Origin of the sequence: Cellulomonas fimi (genome assembly GCF_012952065.1) — a bacterium.
GTDB classification, from domain to species: Bacteria; Actinomycetota; Actinomycetes; order Actinomycetales; family Cellulomonadaceae; genus Pengzhenrongella; species Pengzhenrongella fimi_A.
Window position 1 is genome coordinate 167,139 of sequence record NZ_JABCJJ010000001.1, and the last position, 14,693, is coordinate 181,831.

General features: G+C 74.2%; 13 protein-coding genes. 9 read left to right on the forward strand and 4 right to left on the reverse strand.

The genetic code is table 11. The features are described from left to right. Positions 1–53 precede the first annotated feature (53 nt). On the reverse strand, positions 54–1,259 hold the full coding sequence (menE, locus tag HIR71_RS00855; protein WP_311836003.1) for an o-succinylbenzoate--CoA ligase: 1,206 nt from the start codon (positions 1,257–1,259) through the stop codon (positions 54–56). Positions 1,260–1,334: 75 nt separating this feature from the next. On the opposite strand from menE, the gene HIR71_RS00860 reads away from it, so the two are divergent. Continuing rightward, the gene (locus HIR71_RS00860) at positions 1,335–2,462 is read left to right on the forward strand and encodes a DUF3048 domain-containing protein (protein WP_311836004.1); all 1,128 of its coding nucleotides are present in this window, start codon (positions 1,335–1,337) and stop codon (positions 2,460–2,462) included. 339 nt (positions 2,463–2,801) lie between these two features. Here the strand turns inward: HIR71_RS00860 and HIR71_RS00865 are convergent, their stop codons facing one another. Next, positions 2,802–3,791 (reverse strand): 1,4-dihydroxy-2-naphthoyl-CoA synthase, encoded by a 990-nt coding sequence (locus tag HIR71_RS00865; protein WP_169322706.1) that lies wholly within the window; start codon positions 3,789–3,791, stop codon positions 2,802–2,804. A 61-nt stretch (positions 3,792–3,852) separates the two neighbouring features. On the opposite strand from HIR71_RS00865, the gene HIR71_RS00870 reads away from it, so the two are divergent. The 3 genes from HIR71_RS00870 (at position 3,853) to HIR71_RS00880 (ending at position 8,435) form a co-directional block, all read left to right on the forward strand. Continuing rightward, the gene (locus HIR71_RS00870) at positions 3,853–4,815 is read left to right on the forward strand and encodes an o-succinylbenzoate synthase (RefSeq protein WP_169322707.1); all 963 of its coding nucleotides are present in this window, start codon (positions 3,853–3,855) and stop codon (positions 4,813–4,815) included. Further along, on the forward strand, positions 4,812–6,749 hold the full coding sequence (menD, locus tag HIR71_RS00875) for a 2-succinyl-5-enolpyruvyl-6-hydroxy-3-cyclohexene-1-carboxylic-acid synthase (protein WP_169322708.1): 1,938 nt from the start codon (positions 4,812–4,814) through the stop codon (positions 6,747–6,749). The genes HIR71_RS00870 and menD overlap by 4 nt, the downstream gene beginning before the upstream one ends. 156 nt (positions 6,750–6,905) lie before the next feature. Continuing rightward, positions 6,906–8,435, forward strand: a complete 1,530-nt coding sequence (locus tag HIR71_RS00880; protein WP_249051436.1) for a S1C family serine protease — start codon at positions 6,906–6,908, stop codon at positions 8,433–8,435. 112 nt (positions 8,436–8,547) lie between these two features. Here the strand turns inward: HIR71_RS00880 and HIR71_RS00885 are convergent, their stop codons facing one another. Further along, positions 8,548–8,691 (reverse strand): Rv0909 family putative TA system antitoxin, encoded by a 144-nt coding sequence (locus HIR71_RS00885; RefSeq protein WP_396030739.1) that lies wholly within the window; start codon positions 8,689–8,691, stop codon positions 8,548–8,550. Positions 8,692–9,058: 367 nt separating this feature from the next. Here HIR71_RS00885 and HIR71_RS00890 point away from each other — a divergent pair, with 367 nt between their 5' ends. Beyond that, positions 9,059–9,781: a hypothetical protein gene (locus tag HIR71_RS00890; protein WP_169322710.1), complete on the forward strand. Its 723-nt coding sequence runs from the start codon at positions 9,059–9,061 to the stop codon at positions 9,779–9,781. 301 nt (positions 9,782–10,082) lie between these two features. On the opposite strand, the gene HIR71_RS00895 is transcribed toward HIR71_RS00890, so the two are convergent. After that, positions 10,083–11,468: an isochorismate synthase gene (locus HIR71_RS00895; RefSeq protein ID WP_169322711.1), complete on the reverse strand. Its 1,386-nt coding sequence runs from the start codon at positions 11,466–11,468 to the stop codon at positions 10,083–10,085. A gap of 73 nt (positions 11,469–11,541) precedes the next feature. Here HIR71_RS00895 and HIR71_RS00900 point away from each other — a divergent pair, with 73 nt between their 5' ends. The 4 genes from HIR71_RS00900 (at position 11,542) to HIR71_RS00915 (ending at position 14,693) form a co-directional block, all read left to right on the forward strand. Continuing rightward, the gene (locus HIR71_RS00900; RefSeq protein WP_169322712.1) at positions 11,542–12,243 is read left to right on the forward strand and encodes a demethylmenaquinone methyltransferase; all 702 of its coding nucleotides are present in this window, start codon (positions 11,542–11,544) and stop codon (positions 12,241–12,243) included. A 165-nt stretch (positions 12,244–12,408) separates the two neighbouring features. Beyond that, on the forward strand, positions 12,409–13,701 hold the full coding sequence (locus tag HIR71_RS00905) for a geranylgeranyl reductase family protein (protein WP_396030741.1): 1,293 nt from the start codon (positions 12,409–12,411) through the stop codon (positions 13,699–13,701). A gap of 52 nt (positions 13,702–13,753) precedes the next feature. After that, positions 13,754–14,116, forward strand: coding sequence for an NADH-quinone oxidoreductase subunit A (locus tag HIR71_RS00910; protein WP_169322714.1), 363 nt, complete (start codon positions 13,754–13,756; stop codon positions 14,114–14,116). Positions 14,117–14,141: 25 nt separating this feature from the next. Next, positions 14,142–14,693, forward strand: a complete 552-nt coding sequence (locus HIR71_RS00915) for a NuoB/complex I 20 kDa subunit family protein (RefSeq protein ID WP_169322715.1) — start codon at positions 14,142–14,144, stop codon at positions 14,691–14,693.

Here is a 14,693-nt window from a genome sequence, read left to right on the forward strand (position 1 = left end):
GTCGGACGGTGCTGGTCGGACTGTGCTGGTCGGACGGGGACTCACCCGCGCGCTCAGGCGAGCCGTTGCGCAGCGAGCTCGGCGACCGCGCGGCGGTCGACCTTGCCCGGTCCCCGGAGAGGCAGCCCGCCGGTCACGACCAGGTGGCGCGGTGCGGCGGGCGTGCCCAGGTTACGCGCGACGTGCTCGCGGACGCGGTCGAGGGCGGGAGCCCGGGCGCCCGGCCGGAGCACGACCACCGCGGTCACGGCGTGCCCCCACTCGGCGTCGGGCACCCCCACGACGCAGACCTCCGCGACGCCCTCGAGCTCGGCGACCAGGGCCTCGACGGCCACCGGGGCGACCTTGGCGCCGCCCGTGAGAAGCACGTCGTCGAGCCGCCCGAGCACCGTGAGACGGTCGTCGCCCGGCTCCCCGTGCAGCTCGGCGTGCGGCTCGCCGTGCAGCTCGCCGTGCAGCTCGCCCGCGTCGGTCGTGCGGAGCCAGCGGACGCCGTCGTCGGTGTGGAAGGTCGCCGCGTCGAGGTCGGGGCGCCCGAGGTAGCCGGCGGCCAGCACGGGACCGGCGAGGTGGATGCGGCCGTCGGCGTCGACGCGCGCACGGACGCCGTCGAGCGGCACGCCGTCGTAGACGCAGCCACCGCAGGTCTCCGACATGCCGTAGGTCGTCGTGACGCGGACGCCCGCGGAGCGCGCCCGGGCCATCAGGCTCGGCGACGCGGCGGCGCCGCCGAGCAGGACGGCGTCGAACCGGGCGAGCGCGGCGAGCCCGGCTCCCGCGTCGTCCAGGAGGCGGTGGAGCTGGGTCGGCACGAGCGAGACGTAGCGGCGGTCGCCCGTGAGGCGGGCGGCGTCGGCGGCGAAGGTGTCCGGCCGGAAGGGGCCCGCGGTCGCCACGACCGGCTCGGTGCCCGCGAGGACCGAGCGCGCGAGCACCTGGAGCCCGGCGATGTGTGCCGGCGGGAGCGTCAGGAGCCACTGCGCGGGCCCGCCGAGACGCGCGTCGGTCGCGGTCGCCGACGCGCGCAGGGCGGTGGAGGTGAGCATCACGGCGCGTGGCTCGCCCGTGGAGCCGGAGGTCTCGACGACGAGCGCGACGCCGTCGGGCACCTCGTCCGGGGATCTTTCGCCGCGAGGCGCCGACGTCCTGAGGGACGGCCGGACGGCCGGTCCGGAGCCGTCGAGCGCCGCCCTCAGGGCGGTCAGGACGGCAGCGCTGCCGCCGTCGTCGACCGGCACGGTGCGCAGCGGACGTGTCACGGCCCCAGGGTAGGCGCAGCCCGTAGAGTGTCCGCGGATCGCCGGCCGAGGGGCCGGTGCACGAAGGGGAGCTCTGTGCCTGTCACCGCCCGCGCCACCCGCGCGGCTCGCGTCGTCGCCCTCCGCGGCACGCGGACCTCCGCCGGTCACCGGAGCCGTTCGCTGGCCGCCGTCGCCGTGCTCGGTGCGCTGCTGACCGTCACGGCCTGCGGCGCGGACACGCCGACCGTCCCCACCCCCGTGACCGAGGGCCCCGACATCGCGGTCGACAAGACGGCGCCGCCGCCCCCGGTGGTCCCGCCGAGGTGGCCGCTCACCGGTGTCGCTGCCGACGAGGTCGCGAGCCGGCCTGCGCTCGCCGTCAAGATCGAGAACCCGCGTGAGGTCCGCCCTCAGACGGGGCTCGACCAGGCGGACGTCGTCTGGGAGCAGGTCGTCGAGGGGGGCGTCACGCGGCTCGTCGCCGTCTACCAGTCGCAGGTGCCCGCCGAGGTGGGTCCGATCCGGTCCGTGCGGCCGATGGACCCGGCGATCACGGCGCCGATGCGCGGGATCATCGCGTTCTCGGGCGGTCAGCCCGGATTCGTGGCCGCGCTGCGCGACGCCGGGGTCCAGACGGTGAGCCACGACGCCGGCAACGCCGGTTTCTACCGGACGCGCATCCGCCCGGCGCCCAGCAACGTGTTCGGCAACCCGCAGGCGTTCTGGGACCAGGCCGACGCGAACCACCAGGCGCCGCCGCCCGAGCAGTTCGCGTTCGCGCGCCGCGCCGAGCAGGCGACCGTGACCCTGCTGGGCACGCCGGCCGGCGCGCTCAACATCGCGATGTCGAGCTATTCGCAGCCCGGCTGGACCTGGGACGCCGTGAGCGGCACGTGGCTCCGGTCGGAGTCCGGCACGGCCGCGACCGCCGCGTCGGGGGCGCGGCTGGCGGCGAGCAACGTGGTGGCGCTGCGGGTCGACCTGGTCGACTCGGGCACGAGGGACCCCGCGGGGTCCGTGGTGCCGGAGACGCGGCTGGTCGGGACGGGCGAAGCCGTGGTCGCGACCGGCGGCAAGGTGCTCACGGTGACGTGGACCAAGTCGGGTGTCGGGGATCCGCTCGTGCTCACGACGGCGGACGGCCAGGTCGTCAAGCTCGCGCCCGGCGCGACGTGGGTCGAGCTGGTGCCGAACGGGACCGGTTCGGTCACCCCCGGCTGACCGGCCACCCTCTCTCGCGGTCCTGTCAGGCGCAGCGCGTGCTCGGCGGCGCGTCAGGTCTGACAAGTGGTGCGGCGCTCGGGGGTGTCAGGCGCAGCGCGTGCTCGGCACCGCGCCAGGTCTGACAAGTGGCGCGGCGCTCGGGGGTGTCAGGCGCAGCGCGTGCTCGGCGGCGCGTCAGGTCTGACAAGTGGTGCGGCGCTCGGGGGTGTCAGGCGCAGCGCGTGCTCGGCAGCGCGTCAGGTCTGACAAGTGGTGCGGCGCTCGGGGGTGTCAGGCGCAGCGCGTGCTCGGCGGCGCGCCAGGTCTGACAAGTCGCCGGGGCGGGTGGGTGCGCGCTCAGAACGCGTAGGGGAAGCCCGACCAGTCCGGGTCCCGGCGCTCGAGGAACGCGTCCCGGCCCTCGACCGCCTCGTCCGTCATGTAGGCCAGCCGCGTCGCCTCGCCGGCGAAGACCTGCTGACCCGCGAGGCCGTCGTCGGCCAGGTTGAAGGCGAACTTCAGCATCCGGATCGCCTGCGGCGACTTGGTCGCGATGATCGCCGCGTACTCGAGCGCGAGGTCCTCGAGGTCGGCGTGGTCCGCCACCTCGTTGACCGCGCCCCAGCGCTCGGCGTCCTCGGCCGAGTACTCGCGCGCGAGGAAGAAGATCTCCCGGGCCCGCTTCTGGCCGAGCTGTCGCGCGAGGTACGCGGACCCGTACCCGCCGTCGAACGACCCGACGTTCGCGTCCGTCTGCTTGAACCGCGCGTGCTCGCGCGAAGCGATCGACAGGTCCGCGACGACGTGCAGCGAGTGCCCGCCGCCCGCGGCCCAGCCGTTGACGACCGCGACGACGACCTTCGGCATCGTCCGGATCAGCCGCTGCACCTCGAGGATGTGCAGCCGTCCGGCACGCGCGGGGTCGATGGCGTCGGCGCCCTCGGGGGGCGCCCCGACGTCGTCGGCCCCGGCGGTGTAGCGGTAGCCGTCGCGGCCGCGGATGCGCTGGTCGCCGCCCGAGCAGAACGCCCAGACGCCGTCCTTGGGGCTCGGGCCGTTGCCGGTCAGCAGGACGGTCCCGACGTCGCTCGTCATGCGCGCGTGGTCGAGCACGCGGTAGAGCTCGTCGACCGTGTGCGGACGGAACGCGTTGCGGACCTCGGGCCGGTCGAACGCGATGCGGACCACGGGTAGGTCGCGCTCGGTGCCTGTCGCGCCGGCCTCGCCCGGGGCGCCGCGCTCGACGCCGCGGTGGTAGGTCAGGTCGGTCAGGTCGGAGAACCCGTCGACCGCGCGCCAGCGGGTCGGGTCGAACGTCTGGGACACCGGCGGGGGGATCGCGCTCACGCCGGTCACCCTAACCGGCCCCCCGCGGCCCGCTGTCGGCGGGGACGCCTAGCCTGGGCACGTGTCCCTCGCGTCCCCGCCCTCGCACGTCTACGCGATCCCCCTGCGCACGCGGTTCCGCGGCCTCACGGTCCGCGAGGGCGTGCTGCTGCACGGCGACGCCGGGTGGGGCGAGTTCAGCCCGTTCTGGGACTACGACGTCGCCGAGTCGGCCGCGTGGTGGCGCGCGGCCCGGGAGGCGGCTGACGGGGGCTGGCCCGCGCCTGTCCGGACGCAGATCCCGGTCAACGTGACCGTGCCGGCCGTCGACGCCGCGACCGCCCGCCGCCTCGTGCTCGGCTCGGGCGGCTGCCGAACCGCCAAGGTCAAGGTGGCGGAGCCGGGCCAGAGCGTCGACGACGAGGTCGCGCGCCTCGAGGCGGTGCGCGAGGCGCTCGGGGCGGACGGCGCGGTCCGCATCGACGCCAACGGCGCCTGGGACGTCGAGACCGCCGTCGCGCGCCTGCGCGTCCTGGACCGCGCCGCGGGCGGGCTCGAGTACGCCGAGCAGCCCGTCCCGACGGTCGCCGACCTCGCCGCCGTGCGCCGCCGGACCCACGTCCCGATCGCCGCCGACGAGTCGATCCGGCGCGCCGAGGACCCGCTCGCGGTCGTGCGCGCGGACGCCGCCGACGTCGTCGTCCTCAAGGTGCAACCGCTCGGCGGCGTGCGCGCCTGCGTGCGGCTCGCCGAACAGGTCGGGCTGCCCGTCGTGGTGTCGTCCGCGCTCGAGACCTCGGTCGGGCTCGCGGCCGGCGTCGCGCTCGCGGCGGCGCTCCCCGAGCTCCCGTACGCGTGCGGCCTCGCGACCGCCCAGCTGCTGACGCGCGACGTCGTCGCCGACCCCCTCCTGCCCGTGGACGGGGCGATCCCGGTGCGCCGACCCGCGCCCGACGCCGCCTCGTTGGCCGCCGCGGCCGCCCCGCCCCCCGACGACGCACGGTGGCGGGAGCGCCTCGCGGCCGTCGCTACGGTGGTCGCATGACCGCCCCCGGACCCGCGCCTGCTGCTGAGCCGGGCGGTGCTCCGGTGCAGCCGGCCGGCCCCGCGACCGCGGCAGCGCGCGTCCTGGTGCAGGCGCTCGCCCGGCTCGGGGTGCGCGACGTCGTGCTGGCTCCGGGCTCGCGGTCGGCGCCGCTGGCGTACGCGCTGGCGGCGGCGTCCCTGCCCGACGGCGAGCGCCCCGCGGGCGCACCGACGATCCGGCTGAGCGTGCGGATCGACGAGAGGTCCGCGGCGTTCCTGGCGCTCGGGCTCGCACGCGGGTCGGCCGTCCCCGCGCACGGCGCGGCCGAGCCCCCGCACGGGGCCGCGTCGCGCGGACCCGCCGACGGGACCACGGCGGGTGGTGGGGCGCGGCCCGTGGCGATCGTGACGACGTCGGGCACCGCGACCGCGAACCTGCACCCCGCGGTGCTCGAGGCCCACCACGCGGGTGTCCCGCTGCTCGTCCTCACCGCGGACCGTCCGCACGAGCTGCGCGGGACGGGCGCGAACCAGACCACCGACCAGGTGGGCCTGTTCGGGTCCGCCGTCCGGCTCTCGGTCGACGTGCCCGCGCCCAGCGGTCGGCCGGGTGAGCACGCGGACGTACGGCAGCTCGCGTCTCGTGCCGTCGCGGCGGCGCTCGGCTCGCGGACCGGCGACCCGGGCCCGGTGCACCTCAACCTCTCCTTCCGCGAGCCCCTCGCCCCGGGACCCGACGACGGGACCTGGCCGGCGCCGTCCTCCGTCGGGCTGAGCGAGGTGGTGCGCCGCGGCGCGGCCGACGCGGTGGAGCCCGGGACGCCGGCCGGCGGGCCGCTCGTCCCGGCGGACGTGAGCACGCAGCCGGCGGCGGCCACGGAGCATGTGCCGACCGTCGTCGTCGCCGGGGACGGCGCCGGCCCGGCCGCGCGGCGGCTCGCCGAGGCGAACGGCTGGCCGCTGCTCGCCGAGCCGTCGTCGGGGGCGCGTGCGGGTGACCACGCGATCACCGCCTACCGCCTGCTGCTCGATCGCCCGGAGCTCGGCGGGGCCATCAGACGTGCCGTGGTGCTGGGTCGGCCGACGCTCTCGCGCCCGGTGCAGCAGCTCCTCGCGCGTGCGGACGTCGAGGTGCTGGTCGTCGCGCCGCGCGGCGGCGCCTGGCCCGACGCGATGCGGCGGGCGTCGACCGTCCTCGCCGAGGTCCCCCTTCAGCTCCTCGGTGGCGTGACCGGCCCCGCGGGGCACGCGGGCGAGTGGCTCGCGCGGTGGCAGAAGGCGGGCGCGATCGCGGCCGAGGCGATCGACCGGGTGCTCGACGCCGCTCCCAAGGGCCGCCGCTCGCGCAGCGGCACCCGGGTGCGCGGGCCGCTGCTCGCCCGTGAGGTCGCGCGCGCGTCGCGGCCGGACGACGTGCTGGTCGTCGGGTCGAGCAACCCGATCCGCGACCTCGACCTCGTGGCCCGCTGGGACGGCGACGCGCCCGTGGTGCTCGCCAACCGCGGGCTCGCGGGCATCGACGGCACGGTCTCGACGGCGATCGGGGTCGCGCTCGCCCTCCCACGCCGCCGGGTGCGCGCGCTGCTGGGCGACCTGACGTTCCTGCACGACGTCGGTGGCCTGCTCCGGGGGCCGTTCGAGCCCGAGCCGAACCTCCAGCTGGTCGTCGCGAACGACGACGGCGGCTCGATCTTCGCGACGCTCGAGCACGGCGCGCCGGAGCACGCGTCGGCGTTCGAGCGCGTGTTCGGGACGCCGCACGGGGCGGACCTGGGCGCGCTGTGCGCGGGGTACGCGGTACGGCACGAGCTCGTCCGCGACGTCGAGTCGCTGCGCGTCGCGCTCGCGACGCCCGGACCGGGACTGAGCGTCGTCGAGGTGCGCGTCGACCGGTCGCGCCGCCGGGCGCTGACCGCGCGGATGGCGACGGCGGTCGACGACGCGTTCGACTGATATCCGCATCGGGGGCGCCGCCTCGCGGTCGGACGGAAGGCGACTCGGCGTGCGGAGGGCGCGCGCTGCATCCGGCTCGCAGCAAACTCTCAGGTCCGTCCGAGGTCGTCTCCAGCGACTCGGGGTCAGATGGATCCCGACGAGGAGGAACCACCCATGACGAGCAGCGACCGCCCCGACAGCACCGAGGACCGCACCCCGGCCGAGGGCAACGCCCCGACCGGGGGCATCGCCCCGACCGGGGGCATCGCCCCGACCGAGCGCCCCACCCCGCCGGCTCCGCCGATGACGGAGACCCAGCGGATCGAGCCGATGCATTCGCAGCCCCCCGCTCCTGCGCCGTACCGCGACCCGTTCGCCCCGCCATCGGCACAGCACCGCCCCGTCGCGCAGCCCGCGCCCGCCTCGGCCCACGGCGCGACCGGCACCAAGCAGCGCCTCTGGCTCCCCGTGGTCGGCGCGGCGACGGCCGCGGCGCTGGTCGCGAGCTTCGCCACGGTGGGCCTCACCCGAGGCTTCGACGACGACCCCGGATCCACCTCCTCGACGTCGCTCGCCCAGGTCGGCCGGTCGGGGACCGACGTGGCACCCGTCTCGGGCTCGACCGCGGACGACCCGGACTGGGAGCGCGTCGCGAGCGCCGTGCAGGCGTCGGTCGTCGCGATCCAGGTCGTGACCGCGAACGGCGGTGGCGAGGGCTCCGGGGTCCTGCTCGACGACGCCGGAAACGTCCTGACCAACAACCACGTGGTCGCGGGGGCGCAGAACGACACCGTCCAGGTCACGCTCAGCGACGGGCGCCTGCTCGACGCGACGATCGTCGGCGCCGACCCGACGACCGACCTCGCGGTCGTGAAGCTCGTCGAGGCGCCGGGCGACCTGCGGCCCGCGTCGCTCGGCGAGTCCGACGCGGTCGTGGTCGGCGCGCCGGTGATGGCGGTCGGCAACCCGCTTGGCCTCGCGAACACGGTGACGACGGGCATCGTCTCCGCCGTCGACCGTCCCGTCTCGGCCGGCGGCGGCGGCCAGGGCAGCGACGTCGTCGTGACGAACGCGATCCAGATCGACGCCGCGATCAACCCCGGCAACAGCGGGGGTCCGCTGTTCGACGCCGAGGGTCGGGTCATCGGCATCACGTCCTCGATCGCGACGATCTCCGGCCGCGGAGGCCAGGCGGGCTCGATCGGCCTCGGCTTCGCCATCCCGATCGACCTCGCGCGCAACATCGCGACCCAGCTCATCGAGTCGGGCACCGCGGAGCACGCGTTCCTCGGCGTCTCCATGACCGACGGAGACGCGACGGCGGACGGCGTCACCCGGCGCGGCGCCGTCGTGCAGCAGGTGACGGACGGGTCGCCGGCAGCCGCTGCCGACGTCCGGGCCGGTGACGTGGTCGTCGCGATCGACGGCGACCCGGTCGCAGGGTCGGAGTCGCTGACCGCTTACGTCCGGGAGCGTGCGGCGGGCGACGAGGCGAAGCTGACCGTCGTCCGCGACGGAAAGACGCTCGACGTCACGGTGACGCTCGCGACCCGCGCCGAGACGGCGGCGCCGCAGGACCAGCCGGGGCGGCAGAACCAGCCGGGGCAGCAGGACCAGCCGGGGCAGCAGGACCAGCCGGGGCAGATGCCCGGCCAGCAGGGTCAGCTTCCGGAGAACCCGTTCGGCTGGTACTTCGGCGGCTGATCCGTCCCACCACAGCTGCCCGGCGGTCGCTCCCCCCGGCCGTCGGGCGCACGAGGAAGGCCGGCACCCGCGCGCGGGTGCCGGCCTTCCTCGTCGCAGTCCGCGTCGAGGACTACCCGCCGAACTTCTTGTCGGCCGCCTGCTCCGCCTGGTCGATCTTGTCAGCGCCCTTGCCGCCCCTCTTCTGATCGGCGGCGTCGCCGGCCTTCTCGATGCCCGCGTCGCTGGCCTTCTCCTTCATGTCGTCGAGTCCCACGGTCGCTCCCTCCTCGGGTTCGCTCCTGTCGCGGCAGCATCACTGCCACCTGCCAGTGTCCGTCGCCAGTCCGGCCCACACCATCGGACGGATCGCGCAGCAGATGAGCCCGAAGTGCCCACGGCAGAGTGGCTGGGTGCGCTGCCCGCTCGTCCGGGCCCAGGTCGCCATGAGAGGACGCAGCCGGACGTACATGCGGGGACATCTGCAACCGCGGAACCGGGAACCCGCCCGGTCAAGTCGAATCAAACAGCAGTCATAGCTACTGTTACCGAACCGTGACCTGATCCACCTCCGGGCAACGCAAGGCGACTGCGAACATCGGCGTTGACGTCGGGCGAGTCCGATGGATACGAAGGGATCACCCATGGCAACACGTAGATTTGCACTCGTGACTGCCGCGCTTGCTGCATTACTTGCAGCTGGCATGGTGGCTCCGGCAGCCGCGGAGGACGCCGCTTCTGTCACGGAGGAGACGCGCCAGGAGTGGCGCGAACATATGGCGGGTCTCGGTATTTCTTCGGCAGTGAGAAACGTGCTGGTTGAGAAGCTTGAGCGCGGAGTACTTCCTGACTCGATGATCGACGGCGTGGACCCCGTCTCCTCGAAGACATATCGCGAGGGGGGCTTCGATGTGACGAAGAAGACCTTCCAGGACGGTTCAGTCAGTCTGACCGCGGTCGAGGTGGCGCAGATCGCGAAGCGCGACGACGGTCGGAAAGACCCCACCGCCCTCGGCACGTCGATCTCAGGATGCGTGACAAACACCTCTGGAACTGTGACGTACTACAGGGACTGCCTCGTGAGATACACGGGGATCATCTGGCACGATTCCTTCCGTGCCGACTACGCAGTAGCGAACAGGAACACGGCTCAAGTCCTCGGAGTGCGGAGCTGGAGCATCACAATCATCGGGGGGTCATATTCCGAGGTTGACCTCAGCATCGTTCGGCAGAGGCAGACGAGCACGCTGCCCGCTGTGGCACGACTTGCCTACAATCTGCAAGTGGTGGGCGGTACCCCGATCCAGACCCGTGCGTGGACTGAACTCAGGCTGAGAGGCACGACAAGATCTGTCGTCGCCGGTTAGCGACGAACCGGAGGACCGAATATGAGGACGGCTGAGCTGGTGACTCTTGGCCTGCTGGTGGCGATCGCTGTGCTCGTCGGGCTCGTCTTATGGCGACTTGTCGGTTGGTTTCGGCGCGCCCGGCGAGAGCGAAGGCGCGGTTCCGGCCATGACCGGAGCGAAGCGGAACGCTCCCTGGGCGGCGGTTGATCCGGCCACGAGGTTGCTCCTCGTTCGGGCGGGGAGCAACTCGCCACCCGGGAGGCGGTGGCTCCGACTGCAAGGGAACGGCCGGTCCTTACCTGGGCCGTCCGTTTCCTTGTCAGTCGGACGCGAGCGCGTGCCGCATCGGCACGAGCTTGGCCTCGGACTCGGCGAGCTCGGCGGCGGGGTCGGACGCCGCGACGATGCCGCAGCCGGCGAACAGCCGGAGCCGGTGCGGGTCCTGCGGGTCGACCTCGGCCGACCGGAGCGCGATGCCCCACTCGCCGTCGCCGTCGGCCCCGAACCAGCCGACCGGGCCCGCGTAGCGGCCGCGCTCCATGCCCTCGAGCCGCGCGATGAGCGCGCGCGCGGCCTCGGTGGGCGTGCCGCAGACGGCGGCCGTCGGGTGCAGGGCGGCGGCGAGCGCGAGGCTCGAGGGGCCGGGGAGGCCGGGAACAGTCGCACCGGCGCCGCCCGTCCCCGCGCCGGCACCACCTGCAGCGCCGCCCGCGCCACCGATGCCGACCCCGCCATGACCCGCAGCCAGCACCCCGGTCACGTCGCTCGCGAGGTGCAGCACGTTCGGCAGGTGGAGCACGAAGGGCACGTCCGGCACGTTGGTCGACGAGCAGTACGGCGCGAGCGCGTCCGCGACCGAGGAGACCGCGTACTCGTGCTCCTCGAGGTCCTTCGACGAGTGGGCCAGGATCGCCGCGCGGGCGAGGTCGGCGGCGTCGTCCCCGGTGCGCCGGATGGTGCCGGCCAGGACGCGCGAGGTGACCAGGCCCTTCTCGCTGCGCACGAGCAGCTCGGGCGTCGCGCCCAGCAGCCCGTCGACGCTGAACGTCCAGCACGACGGGTAGGCGTCGGCCAGGCGACCGAGCACCCACCGCGGGTCGAGCGGGCGCTCGGTGGTGGCGACGACGTCGCGCGCGAGCACGACCTTCTCGACCTCGCCGTCGCGGATCGCGGCGACCCCCTGCGCGACGACGTCGCGCCAGTCGGCCGCGGGCACGGCGCCGTCGTCGTACCGGACCGCGCCCGGGGCGGTCACCGGACGGCGCGACCCGGCCGCGCGGGCGAGGGAGGGCGCCGGGCCGATCGTGGCGCCGGTGTCGATGGTCGTGAGCCACGCCGTCGTGCCGCGTCGCCCGACGACGACGCGAGGCACCACCACGACGCCGCCGCGGGGTGAGTCCTCCTCGAAGGCGAACGACCCGAACGCCACCGGCCCCGTGCCCGGCAGGCCGACCTCGTCGCGGACGACGGCGTGCGCGAGCACCCGGTGCCACGCGTCCTCGGCCGCGGCGAACCGGTCGGGACCGCTCACCGGGATCCGGAGCACCTCACCCCAGCCCACGAGGCCGTCGCCGCGCCGCACCCACGCCAGCGGCGCGTCCTGCGGCAGCAGCGCGAGGAGGGCGCCGGGATCGTCGACGGCCACCGTGCGCACCACGAGGGGCTGCGGGACGGCGTTGCCGGCTGGGGTCGACGAGACGGTCATCGCTGTCCAGGGTAGGACCGCGACGAGGGTGCTCGCGAAGCGAGAGGCCCCGCTGACCTGAGACGATGGCCACATGTCGCGCGCCAGCCTGGAGAAGAAGCCGCACGAGGTCGCCGAGATGTTCGACGGGATCGCCCGGCGCTACGACCTCACGAACGACGTCATGTCGCTCGGTCAGGACCGTCGCTGGCGGACCGCCACGATCGCCGCCGTCGACGCGCAACCGGGGCAGCGCGTCCTCGACCTCGCCGCGGGGACGGGCACCTCGAGCGCACCGTTCGCGGACGCCGGGGTCGAGGTCGTGCCGTGCGACTTCTCGTTCGGGATGCTCGAGGTCGGCAAGCGGCGGCGCCCCGACCTGGGGTTCGTGGCGGGCGACGCCACCCGGCTGCCGTTCGCGGACGCGTCCTTCGACGCGGTGACGATCTCGTTCGGGCTGCGCAACGTCGTCGACACGGTCGGCGCCCTGCGCGAGATGCTCCGGGTGACGCGGCCGGGCGGCCGGCTCGTCGTGTGCGAGTTCTCGCACGCCACCTGGGCCCCCTTCCGGACGGTCTACGACAACTACCTGATGCGGGCGCTGCCGGCCGTCGCGCGAGCCGTCTCCAAGGAGACGGACGCGTACACGTACCTCGCCGACTCCATCCGCGCGTGGCCCGGCCAGCAGGCCCTCGGCCGCCTGATCCGCGAGGCCGGGTGGCGCCAGGCGGCGTACCGCAACCTCACCGGCGGCATCGTCGCGCTGCACCGCGCGACCCGCCCCGACGAGGCCTGACCGGGCCGTGGGCGCCGGTCGCGAGCGGCGCGCACCGGCATCCGCGCGCCCCCGGCGGGGTGAGGCAAGCCTTGGCAGACACCCGTGAAACCCGTGACTAGAGTGGTCCACCGACGTGCACGTGAAGGTCTTCACAAGTAGGCGAGTAGGGCGGGCTGAGTCGTGGTGCAGGTAGGCAGCGATGACGCGGACGTCATCGTCGTCGGCGCGGGACCGGCAGGGTCCACCGCCGCCTACTACTGCGCGTCCGCGGGCCTCACGGTGCTCCTGCTGGAGAAGGCGGCCTTCCCTCGCGACAAGATCTGCGGCGACGGGCTGACCCCGCGCGCGACGCGCGAGATGGTCGCGATGGGCCTGCCGATCCGCGCCGAGGACGGCTGGATCCGCAACCAGGGCCTGCGCGTCGTCGGGGGCGGGCACCGGCTCGAGCTGCCGTGGCCCGAGCTCTCGAGCTACCCGTCCTACGGCCTCGCCAAGACCCGCATGACGCTCGACCACGCGCTCGCCGACCACGCCCGCGCGGCCGGCGCGAAGCTCCTCGAGCGCACCAACGTGACGGGCCCGCTGCTCGACGAGCGCACGGGCCGCGTCGTCGGCGTCACCGCGCGCCCCGTGGACGACGCCGGGCGCCGGGCGGGCGACGAGCGCACCTACCGCGCCCCGGTCGTCATCGCGGCCGACGGCGTCTCGGCGCGCCTGCCGCTCGCGCTCGGGCTCGAGAAGCGGATGGACCGGCCGATGGGCGTCGCGGTCCGCACGTACTTCCGCACGCCGCGGCACGACGACTCGATGATGGAGAGCCACCTCGAGCTGTGGGACGGCGAGCCGCACCGCTCGAACCTGATGCCCGGCTACGGCTGGATCTTCGCGCTCGGCGACGGCACCGCGAACGTCGGCCTCGGGAGCGTGAGCTCGACGGCCGCCGCGACGAGGGTCGACTACAAGGACCTGTTCGCGAAGTGGATGAAGAACGCCCCCGCGGAGTGGGAGTTCACGCCCGAGAACCAGGTCGGGCCCGTGCGCGGCGCCGCCCTGCCGATGGGCTTCAACCGCGCGCCGCTCTACACGCGCGGGCTCATGCTCGTCGGCGACTCGGGCGGCATGGTCAGCCCGTTCAACGGCGAGGGCATCGCCTACGCGATGCAGGCCGGCCGCGTCGCGGCCGACGCGATCGTCCAGGCGCAGGCGCGGCCCACCGACGCCGCGCGCGAGCGCGCGCTCGAGACGTACCCGCGCATCATGCGTGACGACCTGGGCGGCTACTACACGCTCGGCCGGTACTTCGTGAAGCTCATCGAGCACCCGCAGGTGATGCGGCTCTGCACCCGGTACGGTCTGCCACGACCGCTGCTCATGCGGTTCACGCTCAAGCTGCTGTCGGACTGCTACGAGCCACGCGGCGGCGACATGGTCGACCGCGTCATCAGCGGCCTGAGCAGGCTGGCTCCGGCAGCATGAGCACAGCACCGCACGTCGCCCGCACGTCCGAACCGCGCAGGAGAGGCCTCCGATGACGAACCCGTACGCACCGATCCTGGTGATGATGGCGATCGCCGCGGTGATGGCGCTCGGCGGGGTGGCCGCGAGCGCCGTCATCGGGCCCAAGCGGTACAACCGCGCGAAGCTCGACGCGTACGAGTGCGGCATCGAGCCGACGCCGCACGCGGTCGGCGGCGGCCGGTTCCCGATCAAGTACTACCTGGTCGCGATGACCTTCATCATCTTCGACATCGAGGTCGTGTTCCTCTACCCGTGGGCCGTCAACTTCGGCGAGCTCGCGATGTTCGGGCTGGTGGCCATGCTCGGCTTCCTCGTCCTGATCACGGTGCCGTTCGTGTACGAGTGGCGGCGCGGAGGGTTCGAGTGGGAATGAGCGCAACGAGGCGAGGCGAGGCGTAATGGGTATCGAAGAGGCACCGTCGGGCTTCCTGCTCACGACGGTCGAGGACCTCGCGGGGTACTTCCGCAAGGGCTCGCTGTGGCCGGTCACGTTCGGGCTCGCGTGCTGCGCCATCGAGATGATGGCGACGGGGACGTCCCGGTTCGACATCTCCCGGTTCGGCATGGAGGTCTTCCGCGCGTCCCCGCGCCAGGCGGACCTCATGATCGTCGCGGGCCGCGTGAGCCAGAAGATGGCGCCGGTCGTGCGGCAGGTCTACGACCAGATGGCCGAGCCCAAGTGGGTCCTGTCGATGGGCGTGTGCGCGTCGTCGGGCGGGATGTTCAACAACTACGCGATCGTGCAGGGCGTGGACCACATCGTCCCGGTCGACATCTACCTGCCGGGGTGCCCGCCCCGCCCGGAGATGCTGCTCAACGCGATCCTCGCGCTCCACGACCAGATCCAGTCCGAGCCGCTCGGCGTGAACCGCCACGAGGCCGTGCGCGCCGCCGAGGCCGCCGCGCTCGAGGCGACGCCGACCTCGCACATGAAGGGGCTGCTGCGGTGA